The 22,792-nt window shown below is 67.7% G+C and carries 23 protein-coding genes; 10 read left to right on the top strand and 13 right to left on the bottom strand.

Features of this window, described 5'->3' with window-relative positions:
* Nucleotide 1: 1 nt before the first annotated feature.
* The 7 genes from arsH to phnD all read right to left on the bottom strand — a co-directional run bounded on the left by arsH (nucleotide 2) and on the right by phnD (nucleotide 5,581).
* A complete protein-coding gene (arsH, locus tag FEI13_RS04370; RefSeq protein WP_138179971.1) occupies nucleotides 2-712 on the bottom strand; it encodes an arsenical resistance protein ArsH in 711 nt (236 codons plus the stop codon).
* Between the two features lie 11 nt (nucleotides 713-723).
* The gene (locus tag FEI13_RS04365; RefSeq protein WP_138179806.1) at nucleotides 724-1,227 is read right to left on the bottom strand and encodes an arsenate reductase ArsC; all 504 of its coding nucleotides are present in this window, start codon (nucleotides 1,225-1,227) and stop codon (nucleotides 724-726) included.
* Nucleotides 1,228-1,315: 88 nt separating this feature from the next.
* Entirely contained in the window at nucleotides 1,316-1,975 is a 660-nt protein-coding gene (locus FEI13_RS04360) for an NADPH-dependent FMN reductase (protein ID WP_138179805.1), read from the bottom strand.
* Nucleotides 1,976-2,074: 99 nt separating this feature from the next.
* Nucleotides 2,075-2,908 (bottom strand): phosphonate ABC transporter, permease protein PhnE, encoded by an 834-nt coding sequence (gene phnE / locus FEI13_RS04355; protein ID WP_138179804.1) that lies wholly within the window; start codon nucleotides 2,906-2,908, stop codon nucleotides 2,075-2,077.
* Nucleotides 2,905-3,714, bottom strand: a complete 810-nt coding sequence (phnE, locus tag FEI13_RS04350) for a phosphonate ABC transporter, permease protein PhnE (RefSeq protein ID WP_138179803.1) — start codon at nucleotides 3,712-3,714, stop codon at nucleotides 2,905-2,907. The genes phnE (FEI13_RS04355) and phnE (FEI13_RS04350) overlap by 4 nt, the downstream gene beginning before the upstream one ends.
* A complete protein-coding gene (gene phnC / locus FEI13_RS04345; RefSeq protein ID WP_138179802.1) occupies nucleotides 3,711-4,535 on the bottom strand; it encodes a phosphonate ABC transporter ATP-binding protein in 825 nt (274 codons plus the stop codon). Before phnC ends, phnE (FEI13_RS04350) begins: the two co-directional genes overlap by 4 nt.
* Nucleotides 4,536-4,612: 77 nt before the next feature.
* Complete coding sequence (gene phnD, locus FEI13_RS04340) at nucleotides 4,613-5,581, bottom strand: phosphate/phosphite/phosphonate ABC transporter substrate-binding protein (RefSeq protein ID WP_138179801.1); 969 nt, start codon at nucleotides 5,579-5,581, stop codon at nucleotides 4,613-4,615.
* A 190-nt stretch (nucleotides 5,582-5,771) separates the two neighbouring features.
* Here phnD and FEI13_RS04335 point away from each other — a divergent pair, with 190 nt between their 5' ends.
* Nucleotides 5,772-6,386: an ABC transporter ATP-binding protein gene (locus FEI13_RS04335; RefSeq protein ID WP_138179800.1), complete on the top strand. Its 615-nt coding sequence runs from the start codon at nucleotides 5,772-5,774 to the stop codon at nucleotides 6,384-6,386.
* Nucleotides 6,377-7,180 (top strand): ABC transporter permease, encoded by an 804-nt coding sequence (locus FEI13_RS04330; protein WP_138179799.1) that lies wholly within the window; start codon nucleotides 6,377-6,379, stop codon nucleotides 7,178-7,180. Before FEI13_RS04335 ends, FEI13_RS04330 begins: the two co-directional genes overlap by 10 nt.
* Nucleotides 7,181-7,273: 93 nt before the next feature.
* On the opposite strand, the gene FEI13_RS04325 is transcribed toward FEI13_RS04330, so the two are convergent.
* Nucleotides 7,274-8,461, bottom strand: coding sequence for an acetyl-CoA C-acyltransferase (locus FEI13_RS04325; RefSeq protein WP_138179798.1), 1,188 nt, complete (start codon nucleotides 8,459-8,461; stop codon nucleotides 7,274-7,276).
* Nucleotides 8,462-8,621: 160 nt separating this feature from the next.
* Here FEI13_RS04325 and FEI13_RS04320 point away from each other — a divergent pair, with 160 nt between their 5' ends.
* From FEI13_RS04320 to FEI13_RS04285, 8 genes are all read left to right on the top strand, one after another.
* Nucleotides 8,622-9,191, top strand: coding sequence for a TetR/AcrR family transcriptional regulator (locus FEI13_RS04320; protein WP_138179797.1), 570 nt, complete (start codon nucleotides 8,622-8,624; stop codon nucleotides 9,189-9,191).
* A 243-nt stretch (nucleotides 9,192-9,434) separates the two neighbouring features.
* Nucleotides 9,435-11,114 (top strand): AMP-binding protein, encoded by a 1,680-nt coding sequence (locus FEI13_RS04315; RefSeq protein ID WP_138179796.1) that lies wholly within the window; start codon nucleotides 9,435-9,437, stop codon nucleotides 11,112-11,114.
* 16 nt (nucleotides 11,115-11,130) lie between these two features.
* Nucleotides 11,131-11,898, top strand: a complete 768-nt coding sequence (locus FEI13_RS04310; protein ID WP_138179795.1) for an SDR family NAD(P)-dependent oxidoreductase — start codon at nucleotides 11,131-11,133, stop codon at nucleotides 11,896-11,898.
* A gap of 262 nt (nucleotides 11,899-12,160) precedes the next feature.
* Entirely contained in the window at nucleotides 12,161-13,987 is a 1,827-nt protein-coding gene (locus FEI13_RS04305) for an acyl-CoA dehydrogenase C-terminal domain-containing protein (RefSeq protein WP_138179794.1), read from the top strand.
* Nucleotides 13,988-14,293: 306 nt separating this feature from the next.
* Nucleotides 14,294-15,259 carry a zinc-binding metallopeptidase family protein gene (locus FEI13_RS04300; RefSeq protein ID WP_138179793.1) on the top strand — a complete coding sequence of 322 codons (966 nt, stop codon included), beginning with the start codon at nucleotides 14,294-14,296 and terminating at the stop codon, nucleotides 15,257-15,259.
* Nucleotides 15,260-15,457: 198 nt separating this feature from the next.
* Nucleotides 15,458-16,312 carry an HTH domain-containing protein gene (locus FEI13_RS04295; RefSeq protein WP_138179792.1) on the top strand — a complete coding sequence of 285 codons (855 nt, stop codon included), beginning with the start codon at nucleotides 15,458-15,460 and terminating at the stop codon, nucleotides 16,310-16,312.
* Nucleotides 16,312-17,160, top strand: coding sequence for a hypothetical protein (locus tag FEI13_RS04290; protein WP_138179791.1), 849 nt, complete (start codon nucleotides 16,312-16,314; stop codon nucleotides 17,158-17,160). Before FEI13_RS04295 ends, FEI13_RS04290 begins: the two co-directional genes overlap by 1 nt.
* Complete coding sequence (locus FEI13_RS04285; protein ID WP_138179790.1) at nucleotides 17,157-18,332, top strand: hypothetical protein; 1,176 nt, start codon at nucleotides 17,157-17,159, stop codon at nucleotides 18,330-18,332. Before FEI13_RS04290 ends, FEI13_RS04285 begins: the two co-directional genes overlap by 4 nt.
* A gap of 42 nt (nucleotides 18,333-18,374) precedes the next feature.
* Here FEI13_RS04285 and FEI13_RS04280 read toward each other — a convergent pair whose 3' ends face one another.
* From FEI13_RS04280 to FEI13_RS04260, 5 genes are all read right to left on the bottom strand, one after another.
* A complete protein-coding gene (locus FEI13_RS04280; RefSeq protein ID WP_138179789.1) occupies nucleotides 18,375-18,851 on the bottom strand; it encodes a nucleoside deaminase in 477 nt (158 codons plus the stop codon).
* Nucleotides 18,852-19,203: 352 nt separating this feature from the next.
* On the bottom strand, nucleotides 19,204-19,926 hold the full coding sequence (locus FEI13_RS04275; protein WP_138179788.1) for a cytochrome c biogenesis CcdA family protein: 723 nt from the start codon (nucleotides 19,924-19,926) through the stop codon (nucleotides 19,204-19,206).
* Nucleotides 19,927-20,084: 158 nt separating this feature from the next.
* Nucleotides 20,085-21,164: a YncE family protein gene (locus tag FEI13_RS04270; RefSeq protein WP_138179787.1), complete on the bottom strand. Its 1,080-nt coding sequence runs from the start codon at nucleotides 21,162-21,164 to the stop codon at nucleotides 20,085-20,087.
* Between the two features lie 313 nt (nucleotides 21,165-21,477).
* A complete protein-coding gene (locus FEI13_RS04265) occupies nucleotides 21,478-21,717 on the bottom strand; it encodes a hypothetical protein (protein WP_240036419.1) in 240 nt (79 codons plus the stop codon).
* Nucleotides 21,718-22,307: 590 nt separating this feature from the next.
* Complete coding sequence (locus FEI13_RS04260; protein ID WP_240036427.1) at nucleotides 22,308-22,673, bottom strand: TVP38/TMEM64 family protein; 366 nt, start codon at nucleotides 22,671-22,673, stop codon at nucleotides 22,308-22,310.
* Nucleotides 22,674-22,792: the final 119 nt, after the last annotated feature.

Here is a 22,792-nt window from a genome sequence, read left to right as displayed (position 1 = left end):
GTCAGATGGCGCGCTGGTTGACCCGGGCGGAGAGCTGCTCGGCCGATTCCTTGCGCTCCGAATAGCGGTCGGTGAGCGCCTCGCTGCGCCCGCGCACCAGCAGCGTGAATTTCACCAGCTCCTCCATGACGTCCACGATGCGGTCATAGAAGGGCGAGGGCTTCATGCGGTCGTTGTCGTCGAACTCCATGAAGGCCCTGGGCACCGAGGACTGGTTGGGGATGGTGACCATGCGCATCCAGCGCCCCAGCACGCGCAGCTGGTTGACCGAGTTGAACGACTGGGAGCCGCCGCACACCTGCATCACCGCCAGGGTCTTGCCTTGGGTGGGGCGCACCGCGCCCAGCGCCAGGGGGATCCAGTCGATCTGCGCCTTCATGATGCCGGTCATAGCGCCGTGGCGCTCCGGCGAGCACCACACCATACCTTCCGACCACTCGGCCAGTTCGCGCAGCTCTGCCACCTTGGGGTGGGTCGCCTCCTCGGCATCGGGCAGCGGCAGCCCCCGCGGGTCGAAGATGCGGGTCTCGGCGCCCATGGCGCGCAGCAGCCGTGCGGCTTCCTCCACCGCCAGACGGCTGAAGGAGCGGCTGCGCAGCGAGCCATAGAGCAGCAGGATGCGCGGGGCATGCTCACGGTCCACGGGGATGCCCAGGCTGACCGCATCGGGCACCCGGAAGCGCTCGCGGTCGATGTTGGTCAGGTCGTCCAGGGGGTGGGTCGTCACGCGGTATCTCCTTGTGGGGTCTCTTCCCTTGAGGCGCGCTGGTGAATCTCCTCCAGGGCCTGCCGCAGAGCGTCGTCGGACAGCCGATCCAGCGGCAGGGCCAGCATGGCCTCGATGCGCCGGCGCAGGGCGCCGAAGGTGCTGGCGAAGGCGGCCTCGATGTCGGCCTCGCTGCCCTTGGCCCTCGAGGGGGCCGGCACGCCCCAGTGGGCCCTCACGGCCTTGCCGAGGAAGAGCGGGCAGGCCTCGCCGGCGGCATCGTCGCAGACGGTGATGACGGCATCCGGCGTCACCTCGAGGTCGTCCCAGGACTTGCTGGCAAGCCCGCGGGTGGGGATGCCCGCCTTCTCCAGCCAGATCAGCACCAGGGGGTTGATCTCGCCGGTCGGATGGCTGCCACCGCTCCAGGCGCGATGGCGGGTCTCGGTCAGCTGGTTGAACAGCGCCTCGGCGTAGATGGACCGGCAGGCGTTGCCGGTGCACAGAAACAGTACGTTCATGGTGTCTCCATCGAGACAGTCGTCGGGGTGGGGTATCAGGCCGTTGTGCTGCCCATCATATGTGGGAAGTCATATATGCTCAATGCCATCACCCGGACTCCGGCGCGTTGCGCTGGTCCGGGGCGCGCTGGAAGGCCGGCGAGACCTCGCTGGGGGCCCGAATGTTGCGGTGCCTGGCCGCGGCCTCGGCCCACCAGCCGAGCTGGCCCAGGGTGCGGCCGAAGTAGCCGGCCCACCGCTCCGGGTCCTCGCGGAAGCGACCGTCCTCGTCGAGGGCCTCCTGAGCCTTCGGCATGTGGATCATCGCCGAGACCGGCAGGCAGCCGAGCTCGGCGAGGAAGGTGCGCAGGTTGACCGCGGCGCGGGCGCCGCCCCACTGGCCGGCCGAGTAGGTGACGATGGCGCTGGGCTTGAAGGCATAGAGCGAGCTGCCGAAGTGGTTCAGCAGATGGGCGAGTGCCGGGCTCATGGAGTGGTTGTACTCGGGGCTGACCATCACGTAGCCGTCGGCGGCGGCGATCTTCTCGGCGAGGGCGTCCAGTACCTCGGGCACTTTCGACTTCGGATAGGCGAAGTGCGGCTTGAATATCTCGCCCAGGTCGACGTCCAACGGGTCGATCAGTTCCACCGTGGCGCCGTCGTCCTCGAGCAGTTGCACGCAGGCACGGGCCACTCTCAAGCCGAGACGGGCAGGCGCGGGCGGGGTGCTGTCGCGGACGGTTCCGAGGAAGACTAGGTAATGCGCCATGGGGTGGGCTCCTTGACCATGAAGAGAGGAAGCCGCCACGTTAGCAGACGCGCGAAACGCGCGAACCCGGCGGCATTCATGTCATCAAGAGGCCTCGCATCATATCAGCGCTTGGCGCACCCGCGCCGAGAGCGCCTCGCTGACCACTACCGTGCCCAGGATCACGATCAGGATGGTGGCCACCTGGGACCAGGCCAGGGTGTCGATGGAGGACTGCAGTTTCATGCCGATGCCGCCTGCGCCGACCAGCCCAAGGATGGTGCTTTCGCGGATATTGATGTCCCAGCGAAACATCGAGATGCCCCAGAAGGCGGGCAGCACCTGCGGCACGATGCCGAAGTGGATCACCTGGGCCCGGGCTGCGCCCGTGGCAGTCACCGCCTCGACCTGGCGGGCATCGGTCTCCTCGATGGCTTCATACAGAAGCTTGCCGACGAAGCCGATGGAGCGCAGGGCGATGGCGACGATGCCAGCCAGCAGGCCGGGGCCGATGATCGCCACCAGCAGCAGCGCCCAGATCAGCGAGTTGATTGAGCGCGACGTCACGATGATGAACAGCGCCACCGGGCGAACCAGCAGCGCCGAGGGCGTGGTGTTGCGCGCGGCCAGGAAAGCCACCGGCACTGCCAGGATGACGCCCCCCATCGTGCCCAGCGTGGCGATGTTGAGGGTATCCCACAGCGGCATCAGCAGCTCGGGCAGGTAGCCCAGCCTTGGGGGGAACATGCGGCTGCCGATGTCCACGGCCTGGTCAGGTGCATCGGTGACGAAGATCCACAGCGTGTTCTGGTTCATCACCTGCCAGCACCAGACGAAGAGCGCCACCAGGGCGAGCCAGCCCACCCACAGCGCCAGTCGAGCGCGCGGCGTGCGAAAGGTCCAGATCTGCGAGTAGTGGGGGGGGTCGCCGCGGCGAGTATCGAGAGCGCTCATTGCAGGGTCTTCCTGAGGTGGCTGGAGGCGTACTCCGAGAGCATGACGATGGCGATGACGAGCAGCAGGATGGCGCCGGCGCTGTCGTACTCGTAGCGGTCGATGGCGGTGTTGAGGGTGGCGCCGATGCCGCCCGCGCCGACGATGCCGATCACCGCGCTCTCGCGGAAGTTGATGTCCAGTCGATAGAGCGATAGCCCGATCAGTCGCGGCATGACCTGGGGTTGAACGGCGTAGTGGACCAGCTGCGACCAGCCGGCACCGGTGGCGCGGATCGCCTCGATCTGGCTGGCGCTGGCCTCCTCGATGTCGTCGGCGAGCAGCTTGGCCACGAAGCCGATGGTGGCGAAGGCCAGGGTAAGGAAGCCGGCGAAGGGGCCGAAGCCGAACATCGCCACCAGGAAGATGGCGATGATGATCTCCTGCAGCGAGCGGCTGACGGCAACGATCGAGCGGCACACCAGGTAGACCGGCCGCGGTGACAGGTTGCGCGCCGCCCCGATGCCGATGGGGACCGAGACCAGCACGCCCACCACGGTGGCGGTCAGGGTCATGGTCAGGCTCTCGATCAACCCCTGGCGGATATCCTGCCAGCGGCTCACGAAGTCCGGCTGCAGGAATCCCTGGACGAAGCGCGCGCCTCGCGAGAGCCCCTCGACGACGCGGCCGACGTCGATCTCCAATGAGCCGACCGCCAGGATCAGGTAGGCCAGCACCAGCACGGGAAGCATCAGCCGCCAGCGCCGGGTCGTGACCAGCTGCGGCGGTCGCCGCCAGCGGCGAGGATAGGAAGCGCTTGCTGTCATGTCGCCGTCCCCACCAGCCGTAACCTGCCCTGTGCCTTGTCGTCGGGATCCGGGTCATCGTCGTCCTGGTCGGTGGCGGTCCAGTCTTCGGCTCCATAGATCTCGGTGAGCATGGCCTCGTCGAGACGGCCGGGGGCGTTATCGAACACCACCCGGCCAGCACGCAGCCCCACCAACCGATCGACGAACTGCTGGGCCAGCGGCACATCATGGATGTTGACGATGGCCGGCAGCTGGCGCTCGGCGCAGATCTCGGTGATCAGCCGCATGATCAGACGGCTGGTCTTGGGATCGAGGCTGGCCGTGGGCTCGTCCACCAGCAGCAGCTCCGGCTCCTGGGCCAGGGCACGGGCGATGCCCACCCGCTGGCGTTGGCCGCCCGAGAGAGCGTCGGCCCGCTTGTCGGCGTGCTCCAGCAGGCCGACACGATCGAGCAGGCGATAGGCGTTCTCGATATCTCGGCCCGGGAAGCGTCGCGTGAAGCTGCGCCAGAAGGGCACATAGCCCAGTCGCCCGGAGAGCACGTTTTCCATCACGGTCAGGCGCTCCACTAGGGCGTATTCCTGGAAGATCATGCCGATGCGCCGCCGCGCCTGGCGCAGCTCGCGGGTACCCAGGTTGACCAGGTCGGTCTCGCCGAGGCGAATCGTACCGCTCGAAGGTTCCACCAGGCGGTTGATGCAGCGAATCAGCGTCGACTTGCCGGCCCCCGAGGGGCCGATCAGGCCCACGACCTGGCCCCGTGGTACCCGGAAGGTCACCTCACGCAGAGCGGTGTCGCCGGCCGTATAGGTCTTGGTCAGCTGGTCGATGGTAAGCACTTGGCGGGTTCTCCCCTGTGTTTCACTTGCGCGAAGGCGCGGGCGACATATCGCCCGCGCCTTCCTTGGCATGCGGCTCAGTTGCAGTCGTATTCGACGCCGTTGGCCGCATCGATCTGGCGGATGACCGCCCAGTGCTTCTTGAAGGTGATGGGAATGAACTGCTCTTCTCCGTTGCGACCGAACTCATCGGCCAGTGCGCTGCCTTCCCAATCGAAGCTGAAGAAGGCCTCCTGGATCGCCTCCTGCAGTTCGGGCGCCAGGTTATGGACGGTGCCGTAGCTGGTCGTGGGGAAGGTGTCCGACTGGTAGATCACCTCGAGCTGGTCAGCCTCGATCACGCCGCGATCGAGCATGCGATTCTTGACCGAGTTGGCGACGGTGGCGACCTCGTAGTCCCGGTTGGCCACGCCCAGCACGGAGTTGTCGTGCTTGCCGGAGAAGTCGACCTCGTAGTCGTCACCCGACACCATGCCGAACTCGGAAGCCAACAGGGCGGTGGGGGCCTTGAAGCCGGAGTTGGACGTCTCGGAGGTGTGGGTCAGGGTGCGGCCGCGGATATCCTCGGCCTCGTCGATGCCGGAGCCCGGATGGGTGATGATCTCCATCTCGTAGCCGAAGCTGCCGTCCTCGGCGGCCATCATGGTGAAGGGACGGTAGCCGGCACAGGCCACGGCCAGCGGGTTGGAGCCGGTGTTGAAACCAGCCACGTGGAGGCGCCCGGCGCGCATCGCCTCGATCTGCGCGGAATTGGACTGCACCGGGAAGAACTGCACCGTCTTGCCGGTCACCTCCTCCATGTGCTCGAGGAAGCCGTCCCACACCTCGGCATAGACGGCGGGGTCCTCGACCGGGGTGTAGGCGAATACCAGGGTGTCGGGGTCGAGCCACTGGCTCTCGTCCGCGGGGATATCGGCCACCAGGTCGCCGTCGGCATCGCTGAAGCGATCGCTTAGTGAGAAGCTTGCCTCGGCCGGGGAGACGGCGGCGGTGAGAGCGGCGACGGCGAAGCCGCCGGCGAGCAGGGAGCGGGTCAGGGTCATCATGGGGCACCACCATACGTCGGGGAATGGTCGGGGAATGGATGCTCAGCCGATATACTGGAAGCTTCATGTGACAGTGCTGCTGCATGGGGATGGCGTTGGGGTGACGTCTGGTTGACGATGCCGTGTCGCACACCCCTCGGCGGGGCAAGCTGCTACCATCGCCGGCATTCCCTTCTGCCTGGAGGCTGCCTTGACCGCTACCGATGCCCTGAGCCTGAAGCGGCTCGCTGTCGGCGAGCTTGCCGAGGTGAGCCTGACCATCGCCCCCGGCGAAGTTCACTGCCTCTCCGGCCCCAGCGGCTCCGGCAAGAGCCGGCTGCTGCGCGCGGTGGCCGATCTGGAGCCCCACGACGGCGAGGCGTGGCTCGGCGAGACGGCCCAGTCCTCGCTCGCCGGGCATGCCTGGCGCGCCCGGGTGATGCTGGTGCCTGCGGAGAGCCAGTGGTGGGGCGACACGGTGGGCGAGCACCTGGCTGACGCGCGTCTCGACGACCTAGAGACCCTGGGGTTTGCGGCCGAGGTGCGCGACTGGCAGGTCGCGCGGCTCTCCTCGGGCGAGAAGCAGCGCCTGGCGCTGGTCAGGGCGCTGAGCCGGGAGCCCTCGGCACTGCTGCTCGATGAGCCCACCGCCAACCTGGACGACGCCACGGCTCGCCGGGTCGAGGCGTGGCTCGGCGCGCGGATCCGCGAGCGCGGCTGGCCGGTGATCTGGGTCGCCCATGACCCGGCGCAGATCGACCGGGTGGCGGATCGCCACTGGCGCATCGTCGAGGGTCGACTGGAGGAGGCAGGCGCATGGGCGTGATCGCGCTGGCCTGGTGGCAGCTGGCCCTGGCGGCCCTGATGGTGGTGGCGCTGGCCGGCTGCACGATGGTCGCCCGCTTGGGGATGGGGCGCAGCCTGTTAATCGCCGCGGCGCGCACGGTGATCCAGCTCGGCCTGGTCGGCCTGGTGCTCGAGGCGCTCTTCTCGGCGGCACGCTTTCACTGGGTGGTGCTGATGGCGATGGGCATGCTGCTGATCGCCGGGCGCGAGGTCATGGCCCGCCAGACGCGGCGGCTGCGCGGCGGCTGGGCCTTCGGCATCGGCACCGTGGCAATGTTTCTCTCCTCGTTCACCGTCACCGTGCTGACGCTCACCGTGATCATCGGCCCCGAGCCCTGGTACCAGCCCCAGTACGCCATCCCGCTGCTGGGCATGATGCTCGGCAACACCATGACCGGCGTCGCCCTGGCCCTGGACCGCCTCACCGATACGGCCTGGCGTCAGCGCGCGGTGATCGAGAATCGGCTGATGCTCGGCCAGCGCTGGCAGGAGGCGATCGGCGATATCCGCCGTGAGGCGATGCGCAGCGGCATGATGCCGATGATCAACGCCATGGCGGCGGCCGGGGTGGTCAGCCTGCCGGGCATGATGACCGGCCAGATACTGGCCGGCAGCCCGCCGGCGCTGGCGGTGAAATACCAGATACTGGTGATGTTCACCATCACCCTGGGTACCGGCTTCGGCACCCTGGCGGCGGTGGCGGCGGGCAGCCGGCGGCTGTTCGACGGTCGCGAGCGGCTGCGCCTGGAGCGTCTGTCGGCGCCTCGCGCCTGAACGCAGCTGCCGAGTGAGCGCGCCCGCCGAAGGGCGGGCGCGTGGCAGATCATGCGGGTGAGGTGGGTGGGAGTTGGAGGCCTCGGCTCTCGGTCAGTCGATCAGCTCCACGGCCACGGCGGTCGCCTCGCCGCCGCCGATGCACAGGCTCGCGATGCCGCGCTTGCTGCCCTTGGTGCGCAGGGCGTGAATCAGGGTGGCGATGATCCGCGATCCGGTGGAGCCGATGGGGTGGCCCTGGGCACAGGCGCCGCCGAACACGTTGACCTTCTCATGGGGCAGGCCCAGGTCGTCGATGGCCATCAGGGTGACCACCGCGAAGGCCTCGTTGATCTCGAACAGGTCGACGTCGTCGACGCCCCAGTCGAGCTTCTTCATCAACTTGTCGATGGCCCCCACCGGCGCGATGGTGAACTCGCTCGGGTGGCGCGAGTGGGTGCTGTGGCCGAGCATCCGCGCGATGGGCGTGGCGCCGAGCCGGTCGGCCGCCGCCTGGCTTGCCAGGATCAGCGCCGAGGCACCGTCGGAGATGGAGCTGGAATTGGCCGCGGTGATGGTGCCGTCCTTGGCGAAGGCCGGACGCAGGTCGCGAATCTTGTCGAGCTTGGCCTGGAAGGGCTGCTCATCGTGGTCGACCACGCTCTCGCCCTGGCGGCTCTTGACGGTGACCGGCGCCATCTCGGCGTCCAGGTGGCCGGCGTTGGTCGCCTCCATGGCGCGCTCCAGCGAGGCGATGGCGAAGTCATCCAGGCGCTCGCGGCCGTAGTCGCGCTGGCTGGCCACGTCCTGGGCGAAGACGCCCATCAGCTTGCCGGTCTCGGCATCCTCGAGGCCGTCCAGGAACATGTGGTCCTTCAACTCGCCATGGCCCAGGCGGTAGCCGGCGCGGGCCTTGGTGAGCACGTGGGGCGCGTTGGACATGGACTCCATGCCTCCGGCCAGCATCACCTCGCCGCTGCCGGCGCGGATCAGGTCGTGGGCCAGCATGGCGGCTTTCATGCCCGAGCCGCACAGCTTGTTGATGGTGGTGGCGCCGCTGGCGTCGGGGATGCCGGCCTGGCGCATGGCCTGGCGGGCCGGGCCCTGCTTGACGCCGGCGGGCAGCACGCAGCCCATGATGCCCTCGTCGATGGCGGAGGCCTCGATGCCGGCACGTTCGATGGCGGCGCGGATGGCCGTGGCCCCGAGTTCGGGGGCGGTGAGGCTGGCGAGGCTGCCGAGCATGCCTCCCATGGGCGTGCGGGTGGCAGACAGGAAGACGATATCGTTGGAATGGCTCATGGCATGGCTCCTGAGGTGGTCCGGCGCTGGCCGGAAAGGTGGTAGGTTGTCGTTGTTATGGCTTGTCGTTCAGGCGGTTGCCGCGCGTTGACCCGGCATCGGGCCTGTGGTTTTCTCAGGGGCAACCAAGCAAGCGCTAGTGTAAATTCCAATGAATGTAATGAATGACTCCCCGCGCCGCAAGGAATTGACCCGCCAGGCCGCCCAGTTGTTCGTCCAGGAGGGCTTCGATCGGACGACCGTGCGCATGCTTGCCCAGGAGATGGGTATCAAGTCTGGCAGCCTCTTCCACCATTTTCGCGACAAGCAGGAGATCCTCGCGGCGGTGATCGAGGAGGGCACCCAGAACGCCCTGCTCATCGCCCGGGCGTCCCTCGAGTCGTGTGACCACACGCCCGAGGCGCGGTTGCAGGCGATGGCCCGGGCGCACCTGGAGACCCTGCTTACCGACCGCAACGCCCACGTGGTCGCTCTCTACGAGTGGCGCCGCCTCGATCCCGAGGCCCGCGATCACCTGATCCACCTGCGCGATGCCTACGAGGCGCTCTGGGAGGCGGTGATCGACGAGGCGCTGGACGCCGGCCTGATCCATGGTGACCGCTTCCTGGTCTCCCGCTTCGTGATGGGCGCGCTGAACTGGACGGTGCGCTGGTACGACCCCGCCGGGCCGCGCTCGCCGGACGACCTGGCCCATGAACTGGTCGCCATGATCACCCAGCGCCCCGCCTGACCCCGAACGGTTCTCGTGCGGGCCGTCGGCCCGCCGTGCACGACCATCGTCTAGTCCCTTCTCGTCGCTCAGGGGTTGCCCCCTTCCCCGGTTGCCACTAGCGTGTACCGAGCGCTTGCTAGGTTTACGCTTACGTCAACTGCATGGCAATCGGAAGAGGGCGTGACCACGCCAGCGACCGGCCAGCCTCATGGTCGTTACCGTTTGCCGCTACAACAATCACAAGCCGCAAGAGGGCAAACCATGAGCACTCAATCCACGCCGTCTCTTACCGACTACGCCACCTATCTCGACTCCTTCTCCATCGATGACGTCATCGCGCGCCTCGACGATCATCGCGACGGCCGCGCCAACGCCTTTGAATCCTGCTGCGGGCGCCATCTGCGCGCCGGCCGGGGTGAGGTGCCGGCGCTGATCCACGAGGATGCCGAGGGCGCGGTCACCACCCTGAGCTATGCCGAGCTGGAGGCCCAGAGCGCCCGCCTCGCCGGCTGGTTCGCCGCGCAGGGGCTGGGCGAGGGAGATCGCATCGCCTGCATGCTGCCGCGCACGCCGCAGCTGCTGGTGGCGGTGGTGGCCACCTGGCGCATCGGCGCGGTCTACCAGCCGCTGTTCACCGCCTTCGGTCCGGATTCCGTCGACTACCGCCTGGGCCGGGCCGACACCAAGCTCGTGATCACCGATCACGCCAATCGCTTCAAGTTCGACGGCCTGACTCAGTGTCCGCCGGTGCTCGCCGTGGGTGGCCCCGACGCCAAGCATGCCGATGATCGGGACTGGGCCGAGGCGCTGGCCCACGCGCCCCTCGAGGCCGCGCCGCCGCGCCTGCCTCGTGAGGCGCCCTTCCTGCAGATGTTCACCTCCGGCACCGTGGGCAAGCCCAAGGGCGTGGCGGTCCCGCTGTCTGCGATGCCGGCCTTCGCGCTCTACATGGAGCTCGCCGTCGACCTGCGCGACAGCGATCGTTTCTGGAACATGGCCGACCCGGGCTGGGCCTATGGCCTCTACTACGCCATCGCCGGCCCGCTGCTGCTGGGCGTGACCACTCACTTCTGCGAGGCGGGCTTCAGCGCCGAAGGGGCGCTGGCCTTCATGAAACGCCATCGTATCACCAACTTCGCCGCCGCACCGACCGCCTATCGCCTGATGAAGGCCTCGGGGCTCTTCGACGATGCCCACGAGACCCTCGAGCTGCGCGCGGCCAGCTCCGCCGGCGAGCCGCTCAATACCGAGGTGGTGACCTGGGTGGAGCGCTCGTTGGGCTGCCCGGTGATGGATCACTACGGCCAGACCGAGACCGGCATGACCTGCAACAACCACCACGCGCTGGATCATCCCAAGCACGTCGGCGGCATGGGCGTGCCGCTCCCCGGCTACCGCCTGGCGATCCTCGATGCCGAGTACAACGAGCTGCCGCCGGGGGAGCCGGGCGTGCTGGCCGTGGACATTGCCCGCTCCCCGGCGCACTTCTTCGCCGGCTACACCTGGCAGGAGAAGCACCCCTTCGCCGAGGGCTACTACCTCACCGGCGACGTGGTGATCCAGAATGAGGACGGCACCTTCCAATTCGCCGGCCGCGACGACGACATCATCACCACCGCCGGCTACCGGGTGGGCCCGACCGACGTGGAGAACAGCGTGATGACCCATCCGGCGGTCGCCGAGTCCGCCGCCGTGGGCCAGCCCGACGAGATCCGCGGCGAGATCATCAAGTCCTACGTGGTGCTGCGCGAGGGCTTCGAGGCCAGCGACGCCCTGGCCGACGAGATTCGTCAGCAGGTGCGCGAGCGGCTCTCGACCCACGCCTTCCCGCGGGTCATCGAGTTCGTCGAGGTGCTGCCCAAGACCCCCAGCGGCAAGATCCAACGCTTCAAACTGCGCGCCGATGCCGCCGACAAGGCAGAGGCCGCACCGGCCACATGACATCGAGGAATCCTGTATGAACGTGAAGGACAACACCTTCCTGATCACCGGCGCCGCCTCCGGGCTGGGCGCGGCCACCGCCGAACGCCTGGTGGCCGGCGGCGGCCGGGTGGTGCTCTGCGACCTGAGCGACGCGGTCGAGGCCCACGCCGAGACGCTGGGCGAGGCGGCCCGCGCGGTGCGCGGCGACGTCACCTCCGGCGACGATATCCAGGCGGCCGTCGAGGCCGCCGTGGCCCTCTCCGAGGGGCGCGGCCTCGCCGGCGTGGTGCACTGTGCCGGCGTGGTGAGCGTGGGCAAGCTGGTCGATCGCGAGGGCAACCCCGCCGATCTCGAGGCCTATCAGCGCACCCTCCAGATCAACCTGGTGGGCACCTTCAACGTGATGCGTCTGGCCGCGGCCGCCATGGCCGGCAACGAGCCTGGCGAGGATGGCGAGCGCGGCGTGATCATCAACACCGCCTCCGTCGCCGCCTTCGATGGCCAGGTGGGGCAGTGTGCCTACAGCGCCTCCAAGGCCGGAGTGGTGGGCATGAGCCTGCCCGCGGCTCGTGAGCTCTCGCGCCACGGCGTGCGGGTGATGGCCATCGCCCCCGGCGTCTTCGAGACGCCGATGATGAGCGAGATCCCCGACGAGGCCGCCCAGGCCCTGGCCGCCGCCGTGCCTTTCCCCAAGCGGTTGGGCAAGCCCGCGGAATTCGCCCGCCTGGCCGAGCAGATCGTCACCAACCCCATGCTCAACGGCGAGGTGATCCGCCTCGACGGCGGGATACGCATGCAGTAACCCGGCTACGCCGGGAGCTGAAAGCCATAAGCTCGAAGCTTGAAGAAGAACACCCTCGCAGCCGTGCTGCGGGGGTGTTTGCGATGGGCAGGCAAGCTTTCGCTGCTTTCCAGCTTCCAGCTTCCAGCTTTGAAACGAACGCTTGACTCATGGAGGGTGGGCGGATACTTTCAAACACATGTTTGAAAGCGGTTCTCGCCGCCTTCGCGACCCTATGACTCGGTGCCCCTCGTGGCCCGGCCGTGGAACTGGAGAGATCGAGATGCCCGACTATCAGGCCCCCCTGCGCGACCTTCGCTTCGTCATGGACGAGATGCTCGACTATCCGGCCCACTATGCGCGCCTGCCGGGCGGCGAGGAGGCCACGCCCGACGTGGTGGGCGCCATCCTGGAGGAGGGCGCACGCTTCGCCCGCGAGGTGCTGCTGCCGCTGAACCAGAGCGGCGATCGCGAGGGCTGCCTGCTGGAGGGCGGCGAGGTGAAGGCGCCGAAGGGCTTCAAGCAGGCCTACGCCCAATACGTGGAGGGCGGTTGGCCGAGCCTCGCCGCCGACCCCGAGCACGGCGGCCAGGGCCTGCCGCCCTCGCTGGCGATGGTGCTCAACGAGATGATCTGTGCCACCAACCTGGCCTGGGGCATGTACCCGGGGCTCTCCCACGGCGCCGCCGATGCCCTGCGCCACCACGGCACCGAGGCGCAGAAGGCCACCTACCTGACCAAGCTGGTCGAGGGCACCTGGACCGGCACCATGTGCCTGACCGAGCCCCACTGCGGCACCGACCTGGGGCTGATCAAGACCCGCGCGGTGCCCCATGACGATGGCGGCTATGCGGTAACGGGCACCAAGATCTTCATCTCCGCCGGCGAGCACGACCTGGCCGAGAACATCGTCCACCTGGTGCTGGCCAAGCTGCCGGACGCCCCGGCGGGCTCCAAGGGCATCTCGCTATTCGTGGTGCCCAAGTACTTACCGAATGAGCTCCTCCCGAACGAAGCGGGTGAGCCGGGCGAGCGCAACGGCGTCAGCTGTGGCTCGCTCGAGCACAAGATGGGCATCCATGGTAACGCCACCTGCGTGATGAACTTCGACGGGGCCAAGGGCTTCCTGGTCGGCGCGCCCCACAAGGGCCTGGCCTGCATGTTCACCATGATGAACGCCGCGCGCATCGGCGTCGGCATCCAGGGCCTGGGCCTCACCGAGGCGAGCTTCCAGAATGCCCTGGCCTACGCCCGCGACCGCCTGCAGATGCGCGCGCTCGCCGGGGCGAAGGCCCCGGAGAAACCCGCCGATCCGATCATCGTTCACCCGGACGTGCGCCGCATGCTGCTGACCCAGAAGGCCTTCGCCGAGGGCGGCCGGATGCTGACGCTCTACACTGCGCAGATGATCGACCTGGTCGAGCACGGGACTGACGCCGCCGAGAAGGAACGCGCCGAGACGCTGCTCGGCCTGCTGACACCCATCGTCAAGGCCTTCCTCACCGAGGTCGGCTTCGAGGCCACCAACGAGGGGGTGCAGGTCTTCGGCGGCCACGGCTTCATCCAGGAGTGGGGCATGGAGCAGCTGGTGCGTGATGCGCGCATCACGCGTCTTTACGAGGGCACCACCGGCATCCAGGCCCTCGACCTGCTCGGCCGCAAGGTGCTGATGAACCAGGGCGAGACCCTCAAGGTGTTCACCAAGGAGATCCACCAGTTCTGCCGGGCGGAGGAGGGCAACGCCGAGCTCGCCGAGTTCGTGCGTCCCCTGGCCAGGCTGAACCAGGAGTGGGGCGAGCTGACCATGAGCGTGGGCATGAAGGCCATGAGTGAGCGCGAGGAGGTCGGCGCGGCCAGCGTCGACTACCTGATGTACTCGGGCTACGTGACCCTGGCCTACCTCTTCGCCTGGGCCGCCAAGCAGGCCCGCGCCGCACTGGCCGAAGGGGGGGACGAGGCCGCCTTCTACCGCGCCAAGCTCGACACCGCGCGCTTCTACTACCAGCGCCTGCTGCCGCGCACCCGGGCGCACAAGCAATCCATCGAGGCGGGCGCCGAATCGCTGATGGCGATCAGCGCCGAGGACTTCGGCCTGGGCTTCGAGGCCTGATGACGTAACGACACACCAGCAAGCACTCTCTCGATCGGGAACGATCGGTGTGTGGCGGCGAGGAATTCCCTCGCCGCTTTCTTTACGAGGGATGTCGTCGGATCCTCAGGGCTATCGCAGTTAGCTCGGCCTCGAAAGCGAAAGGCGCCGGGAAAGCCTTGAGCGATGTTGCCAACGGCGATAGCCCTGGTCGGATCCTGCCTGGCCTTGCAGCGGTGGCGGTTTGATTGGTGGGCCCGGAAAGAGCAGGATGCATCGTAAGGCGTCAGGCCATCTGCCTTACGGTAATTTCGGAGTAAGTGCCTCATGCGTGTTTTTGCCAACCCGGTCGGTGCCGGAGCCCTCTGGTTCGACAATCTCGCCACCGCCCAGGGAACGCCCGTTGCCTATGATCCGCAGGCCAGGGCCTTTATCACCATGCCGCCGTTCTGCGCCAACCGGGAGGTCATCGGCTGCAACTGGATCGCTCCCGAGCAGGGCGCTTTCTGTCGCGCCTGCGCCATGACCGAGCTGGCGCCGGATCCCTCCATCCCCGATGCCATGCCCAACTGGGCGCAGACCGAGGCCGCCAAGCGCTGGGTTCTCGACAATCTGGGACGCTGGAACTGGTTTCGGCCCGAGGACCCCGGCACTCGCCCGGTGTTTCACATGCTGGCCGAGGGCCCGACCCCGGTGCCCATGGGGCATGTCGGAGGCGTGGTGACGATCAGCGTGGCGGAGGCAGACCCGGTCCTGCGCACGACCCGTCGAGAAGCCCTGGAAGAGCCCTATCGCACCATGATCGGCCATATGCGCCATGAGATCTCGCATATGCTCTGGTGGCGTCTCAGCCTTCGGGAAGATTTTCTCGAGGCCTTCCGGGCCATGTTCGGCGATGAGCGGGAGGACTATCCCGAGGCACTGCAGCGCTACTACCATAATGGGCCACCGCCCGACTGGCGCTCGAACTTCGTCAGCACCTATGCCGCGGCACACCCCCACGAAGACTGGGCCGAAACCGCGTCCCACCTGCTGCACCTCACGGATATCGCCGATAGCTTCGTGGCTGCTGGCCTGTCCTCCACTGACCTGCCGCATCTCGGGTGGGATCCCTACATGGAGGCAGATGCCGAGGAGTTGATCCACATTGCGACGCACCAGGTGATGGCGGTCAACCACATCAATCGCGCGATGGGGTTGTCTGATCTCTACCCCTTCGTGCTGTCCGAACGGGTCCGCCGTAAGCTTGTTTTCATGCACGATTGGCTGCGTCGAGGCGCCCAAGGGCTGTGAGCCGGGCAGGGGGCAATGCCGCGAGGGTGCCGGGCAATGGGCGGCATGTCCCGTAGCCGGCCCCTGTGATGTCGCTTCCGTGTGTCGCTTGCAGACGCCTGGCCGTGTAGCTGGTACCGCTACGCCGTCGGAGGCATGATGATCGCCTCGACGCTCACTGAGGCGGCGAGAGACTGCCACGCGCACGAGGAACCGCTCATGCCACGAACGACGCGCCTGCAAGACCTGATCCGTGAACTCCGCCATCACACAGGCCCGATCGGCGGGCCCGAGCTTGCCGAGCGGCTGGGTATCACCCTGCGTACCCTCTACCAGGACGTCGCCGCGCTGCGGGCGGTGGGGGTCGAGGTGGTCAATGCGCCCGGCCAGGGCTATGTGCTGCCGCCTGACGTCGTGCTGCCGCCCGCGGCACTGGCCGAGCCAGCCCCACGCGAGCCGGCCGAGCTCACCTTCTACACCAACCCGCTCTCCCGGGGCGGCATCGTCCACTGGATGCTCGAGGAGCTCGGCGTACCCTATCGCACGGTGACCCTCGAGTACGGCGCCGCCATGAAATCGCCGGACTACCTGGCCCTTAACCCCATGGGCAAGGTGCCGGCGATTCGCCACGGCGACGTGGTGGTCACCGAGGCCGCCGCCATCTGTGCCTACCTCGCCGATGCCTTTCCGGAGGCCGGCCTGGCGCCGCCGCCGGCGGCGCGGGGCGACTACTACCGCTGGCTGTTCTTCGCTGCCGGGCCGCTGGAGGCCGCACTCTCGCTGAACACCCTCGGCGTGCAGCCCACGGCCGAGCAGCAGAGGCAGCTCGGCTGCGGTGACTACTGGACGGTCATCGAAACCCTGGCGGGCGCCCTCGAGGGACGCCGCCATATCGCCGGGACGGCCTTCAGCGCCGCCGACGTCTACGTCGGCTCGCACCTCGGCTGGGGCATGTACTTCGGCACCATCCCGCGGCGGCCCGAGTTCGAGGCCTATTGGGCGGGCCTGAAGGACCGGCCGGCGCGCGCCCGCTGCGAGGCGTTCGTCGAGCAGGCTCTCTCGCCGCTGGCCTGATGGCAAGGCGCAGGACGATCGCCGGACCGCTGCGTCGCCATGCCCATCTGGCCCTGGCGGTGCTGGTGCTGCTGGCCTGGTCGCTTGCGAGCGACGACTGGGCCGTCGTGCTGTTCCTGCCGGTCTGGGTACTGGCCACCCAGCTGATCGTGGCCGGCAGTCTCGAGGCCGCCCGGCTGCGGCGGCGTGCCTGGCTCGGTCAGTACCTGCGCGACGACTCGCCCTGGCGGCGCTGGCTGCAGGGCGGGGCGCTGATGGTGCTGCGCCATCAGCTCGTCGCCGCGCTGCTCGCCCTAGTGCTGCTGGTCGACCTGCGCCTGCTGACCTTGCCGGAGTGGCCGCTGCTGCTGGCCGCGGTGCCGGTGATGGTGCTGGCCAGAAATCGCCTGCGGCGGCGACTGTCTCGCCATGTCGTGGCCGAGTACCTGCCGGCGGTGACCCGGCGCCTGGTGATGCTGCCCATCGCCGCGCTGCTGGCGCTGGCGATGGTGCTGGCGGCGCTTTGGCTGCCCCAGCCATGGCTGGTCGGGCTCGGCTGGGAGGAGACGATCGCTCGCCACCTCTCGACAGGCGAGAGCGGCGGGCTGCTCGGCGTCTTCGAGCGGCTGGCCGCCAGTGCCGAGTTCACCCGGCAGTGGGCCATGCAGAACGCCGTGGAGCGCTTTCACCTCGCCACGCCCGTGGCGGTGCTGGGCTGGCTGGTGCTGCTGCTGACTCAGGGCGCCGTCGCCTGGGCCTACGTGCGCCTGCTGGTGGGCGCCGAGGCGCTGCGCCGCGAGGGCCGTTCGCCTCGCACTGGGCCGACAAACGATCCCGCCGAGCTCGGCGATCAGGAGACTCGCGCATGAACGTGACCGGCGAGGTCACCAACCGCCTGGACGGGCGCGCCTTGGATCGTGCTTCCCGCTGGCGCGGCTGGGCGCTCTCGGCCCTGGTGGTGCTCCTGCTGCTCTTCGTGTTCGAGGTCGGCCACCGCGTTCTCGAGGCGCGTAGCCAGGCCCCGCTCTATCGGGTGATCGTGGCGGGTGAGTCGCTGACCCTCGATGCCGAGACCCATGCCGCCTTTTCACGCGATCTCGAACGGCTCGCCGCCGAGGCCGAGGCGGCGCTGGCCGCACGCATGGCGCCCTGGATGGCATCGCGCCTGGAGCGGGCCTTCATGCCCCTGACGGCGGCGGTACCGGGCTATCTCGACTGGTACTTCTCCCTGCGCGGCAGCTACCTGCGGCTGGCGATGGGCCTGGCGGGCGATCAGGCCACCTGGCTCGACGCACAGCGCCAGACACGGCTGATCGAGGCGAGCGGCATCGGGGCGGCCCTGAGTAAGCTTCAGGCGGAACACACGGCGCGGCTCGCCCGTGAGCAGCAGGCCGTGGGTGATGCGATGAGCGCGACGCTGCTCGAACGCTATGCCCCTCGGAGTGTCGCTGACGCGGAGATGCCGGCGGCGCCGCCGGCGTTCGACCTGGATGGCCAGATGGATCAGGCGCTGCTGGTGACGCTGGATGCCCGGCGCTGGCAGACGGCCGCGCTGGGCGGCAGCGGGCTCGGGCTGCTGGCGGGGCGGCCTCTGGCGCGTAGGCTCGCGGCCGGTGCCGCGGGGCAGGGTGGCCGGATGGCGCTGCGCGCCCTGGCGACCCGGCTGGGTGCCGGTGCCGCCCGCTCGCTCGCAAGCGGCGGGGCCGCGGCGGCGGTCACGGCCTCCAGCGGCCCCGGCGCCTTGATGGTGGGCGCGGCGACCACTGCCGTGGGGCTGGCCGGCCTCGTCGGCGGCGAATTCGCCCTGCTGAAGCTGCAAGAGGCGCGCCGGCGCCCGGCCCTCGAGGCCCGGCTGCGCGAGGGCCTCGACGAGGCCCGCCGTGACGTCGCGGCCTCGCTCAGTGTCGCCGTCTCGGCCGCCGCCGCCCGGCTGGCGAACGGGCTGGAGGCGCATGCCGAGCGGGACGAACGAGCACCGGGCGAAGCCCGGCAAGAGCACTACCGCATCATCGACCGGCTCGGGCCAGACGCCCGCCCCTGATGCCTCCAGCTAGCGCCGGTGGCCTCTTGGCGTGCTGACGGTTCAGGCCTCGTGCAGGCGCCGGTGCAGGGCGTGGACCCGCTCGGCGAGCTCCGGCACCGGCCCCTCGACGGTGGCGCTCGGCACGATCTCCTGGATCGGCAGGGGATTCACGGGCGGCGGGGCCACGCCCATCTCCTCGAGCCAGCCGCCGAGCTGCTCGGAGGAGCTGGCGTAGACGATGCGCCCCAGCCCCACCCAGCCGTGGGCGGCCGCGCACATCGGGCAGTGCTCGCCCGAGGTATAGACGGTGGCCCGGGCGCGCTCCTCGGGCGGCAGGTTCTCCGCGGCCCAGCGGGCCAGGAAGAACTCCGGGTGCTGGGTGGCATCGCCGCCGGCCACGTGGTTGTGGTCCTCGACCAGCACCGCGCCGTCGCCGCTCACCAGCACCGAACCGAAGGGCTCGTCGCCGGCCTCAAGGGCCTCCTCGGCCAGCTCTACGCAGCGCGCCAGGTGCCGCTTGTCGGTCTCGCTGATCATCGTCGTTCCCTCCATTGAATGTGACCTGCCTCCTCATCATACGACTCGCAGGAGGCGTTTTCATGAGAGCGAGGGTGCGGTGCCTGGCCGATTGGGTAATCCCAGGGGTTGCGGCACTTGCCAAGCTCTTCTAGGTGTGGTCATCGGTAGGTGGTTCATCCGGCGCCTGACTAGAATGGGGCCACCCTCGTGGAGGGGCGGCTTCGTCGCCTTGGAGTGCGGCAATGCCGCGATGGCCTTCAGCCACGTGCCGGGCGAGGCTGGCGCGGTGATACACAACACGCGGTGATGGTAGATGGCGTTAGGCCGAGTAGTCGCAGGAGTCTCGACGATCGGAATCCAATCGGTGCCCTCAGCCGATCGTGGCCAGGGCCGGGAACCAGTCCACCAGCATGCTGGAGAGCCGGGTGAGCGTCCCCGAAACGATCAGCAGCCCCATGAGGATGAGGATCACGCCGGCGACCGGTCGGGCATAGGCACTCCACTTGCCGAGACGGCCCCGGTAGCGGCTGAACTTGTTGAGCAACAGGGTGCTGGCCAGGAAGGGCAGGGCCAGGCCCAGGGAGTAGGTCGCCAGGTAGAGCATGCCGGCCTGGGCGCTGGTGGTGGTCGAGGTGGCCATCAGGATCGCCCCCAGGATCGGGCCGATGCAGGGCGTCCAGCCGATAGCGAAGGAGATGCCGAAGAAGGTCGCCGCCATGGGGGAGCCTCCTCGCAGCTCCGGCGACCAGTGAAAGCTGCGCTGCAGGACGGGCAGTCGGAATACGCCCGTCATGAACAGGCCGAGCACGATGACGATACTGCCGGTGATCCAGTTGAGCTCCTGACGATAGCCGCGCAGCAGCTGGCCGATGCTGGTGACGCCCAGACCCATCAGGATGAAGACCACGCTGAAGCCGAAGACGAAGAAGGTGCTCAGCAGCATCGCCTCGAAGCGGCGATCCGCCTTGCCGGCACTGCCGCCGGTGACCACCGACAGATAGGCGGGCAGCAGCGGCAGGGTACAGGGCGAGAAGAACGACAGTAGCCCGCCGAAGAGGGCGCCGATCAGACCGATAGAGGAGAGCGTTTCCACTGAACTTCTACCTAGGTGAAATGAAGTGAATGGCTATCGGCCGGCGTTCGTCCGGGGTGCCGGCCGGAATCGGTCAGGTGGCGACTGCTGTCCCTTGGGGTCACAAGCGCGATGGGTCCTTTGGCTGCAGCATATTGCCCCGTTTTCCGTCGCCTCATTCACCGGGAGTGCGCAGCCTCGAGAGATATCTGGTGACCGATGCCCCCCAGCTCCACGCTCTGCAATATCTCGAGGGTGTCCGGGTCGAGGATCCACATCCGGGGCTCTTCCCGGCTGGTGACCAGCACCCGGCCATCGGTGGGCGCCACGGCGAGATGGTAGGGGGCCGGTGCCAGCTCGGCGGTATGCCGAGTGCCATCCTCGAGGGAGATTTTGACGAGGCGGTTGTCGCCCTGACTCGTCGCATAGAGCCTCCGGCCATCCGGGCTCAGGTCGATGCCGTGAGGCGCCGTGCCGATCTCATAATCGTCCGCCACACTGCCTGTCGTCAGATCCACCGCCAGGACGCGGCCCCCGGCATCATCGTTGACGTAGAGGGATTTGCCGTCCTTCGAGAGCACCATGTGTTCCGGGTTCCCGCCGACGCGGATATTGCGTTGCACGAACCAGTGCTGGGGATCGACTTCGCTGATGGTGCCGTTACCGGCATTGCTGACCAGAATCGCTCCCCCCTCCTCGCGCTGAACCAGGTAGTTCGGGTTCGGTCCCGTGGCCACGGAAGCGATCACTTGGCCGCTTTCCAGCGACACCACGCTGATGCCTCCGCCGGCAGGGTGGGTCGAGACGGCATGACGCCCGTCTCGCGTGACCAGCACATGATGAACAGGCCCGGGTACCTCCAGCGTTCTGGAGAGGCGGCTCGTGGCCGTATCGGCGACGTAAAGTAGACCGGTATTCGCAGCTCTCGTGGAAGTCGTGCCGTCGTCGCCATGATGGGCCGCGTGCTCGTCTTCCGCCACCTCCTCGGGACGAGCGATCTCGCGACCGGCATCATGAGGGGAAAGGCTCCCCACGATGAGGTGTCGTCCGTCAGGAGTCAGGGCGGAGCCATGGGTATTGATCGTATCGGTCACGGTCGATATCACCTCCTGACGCTCCAGGTCGATGATACCCACGGCATCTGCCGTCCCCATCGGCACGAATGCCCGATCGCTCGCCGCCATGGCGGTTGTCGAGGCGCCGAGGGCGATGCCGGCCATGAGACTAGCCAGCCACGGTCTGTGCAGAGGGTTCTTCATGAGAGGCTTTTCCTAAGTGTTGAGGCCCCTGAGGGGCGTGGGCGACCATCGGCAGGCGGTCGAGGTGTCATGGAGAATGATTCGATGAAGTCACCATCCGAGCCAGCTCGTCTTTCAGGTAGGCATGGGGGCTCATGTCCATTCAGCTTGGTTGACCGGATGAGGCACATGGGATGTCCGCGTCAATCGGACCACGTCAAGCCAGCCTGTTTCGTCATGCATGGTCAGATCCTCGTTTGGCTCGAGCACAGGGAATGTCATATCACCGATACCGAGCTGAACGACATGGCCGCGGCGGCGATGAAGAGAGCAGTCAATGGCAGCTCCATGGCTCCTTGCTGGCATTGTCCTTGATGTTCTGGTCGACGAACCGGTAGTGGTCTTCCTTGAAGCGCGTCCACCAGCCATGGCTGATCTCGATGGCGTGCCGGGCGAGGATCGCCTCGATATGGTCGATGCACAGCCGCGACGCATCATAGGCCATGCTGAGCTTGTGCTTGTCGGTGTCATAGGTGACTCCCTCGAGCCCGTACAGCTCATCGATCTCGTCCATGGCGACGCGTAAAGCCTCCTTATTGCAGGGTTCAAGCTTTAGCTTGCGAGTCACTAGGTTGACCTCTGAGACGCCGAGACGATGTGGTTTCGTTGACATATGGAACACTCCCCTCTGTCATTTTCCTCATGCACGGTCAGATCCATGTCCGGTGTAAGTTCAGAACAGTGCGAACCTCCGACACCGAACTGATCGCGATGGCGATACCTACCCTTGCCCCTCGGCCTGTATCGCTCCCACCTTCCGGGCCTTCTGCCTTCGGCACCCCCCCGGCGATGCCTAGGCCCTTGGATTCCGCCGATTTGCTCAAAGCCTAAATCCCTTGGGTAACGCAAGGGTCAAGCGAGAGGGGAACATCAGGGCGGTGGATAGCTCCAAATCTTGATCGACGTCATGCAATCCCCGGCTTGTTGAGGCCCACCCCTAGCCTGGGTGGCAAAGCTGAACCCACCCTGAATGTGAATGGGCGGAGCCTGTCGGGGCGTCATGAGGATGTCGGCCAGGCAGGCCGGGTTACGCGTCCCCGACCCCCATGCCAGGACCCCATGATGGACGGTTTAAGCAGGGCGCCTGGCGGGACTGTGACCCGTCTAGCCGAGATGCAGCCAGCGCCTGAGGGCCGATCGCAGGCGTGCCGGCGCGGCTTTCCAGGCCAGGGGGAGCAGGGTGATGGTGCCGAGCGCGAGCACCGTGAGGCCCGCGCGGCGCAGATCGTTGGAGGCGAGTTCGTCGCCGAAATGCGCCAGCAGGAAACTCGCCGGCAACACGCCCAGCAGCGTCGCGACGGCAAAGCGCCAGGCTCTGAGAGGCGAGAGCCCGGCCGCGTAGCTGATGACGTCGAACGAGACGAACGGCATCAGCCGGGTGGCGAAAACGGCGGCCATCAGGGCATTCTGCGAGCCGATGAAACGCTGCAGCAGGTTCGGGATAGGGCGCACGCCCAACCACGCCCTCAGGGCGTTGTGCCCCAGCAGGCGGGAAATGGAGAAGGCGATCAGCGCACCCGTACCGGAGCCGTCAGGCAGTCCGATATCCAGGATGAGACGAGGCCATATGCCTGTGTCTGCATCAGTGA

The organism is Halomonas urmiana (assembly GCF_005780185.1).
Taxonomy (GTDB): domain Bacteria; phylum Pseudomonadota; class Gammaproteobacteria; order Pseudomonadales; family Halomonadaceae; genus Halomonas; species Halomonas urmiana.
Note: the sequence above shows the minus strand (reverse complement) of the source record. Positions and strands in the feature narration are given on the sequence as shown.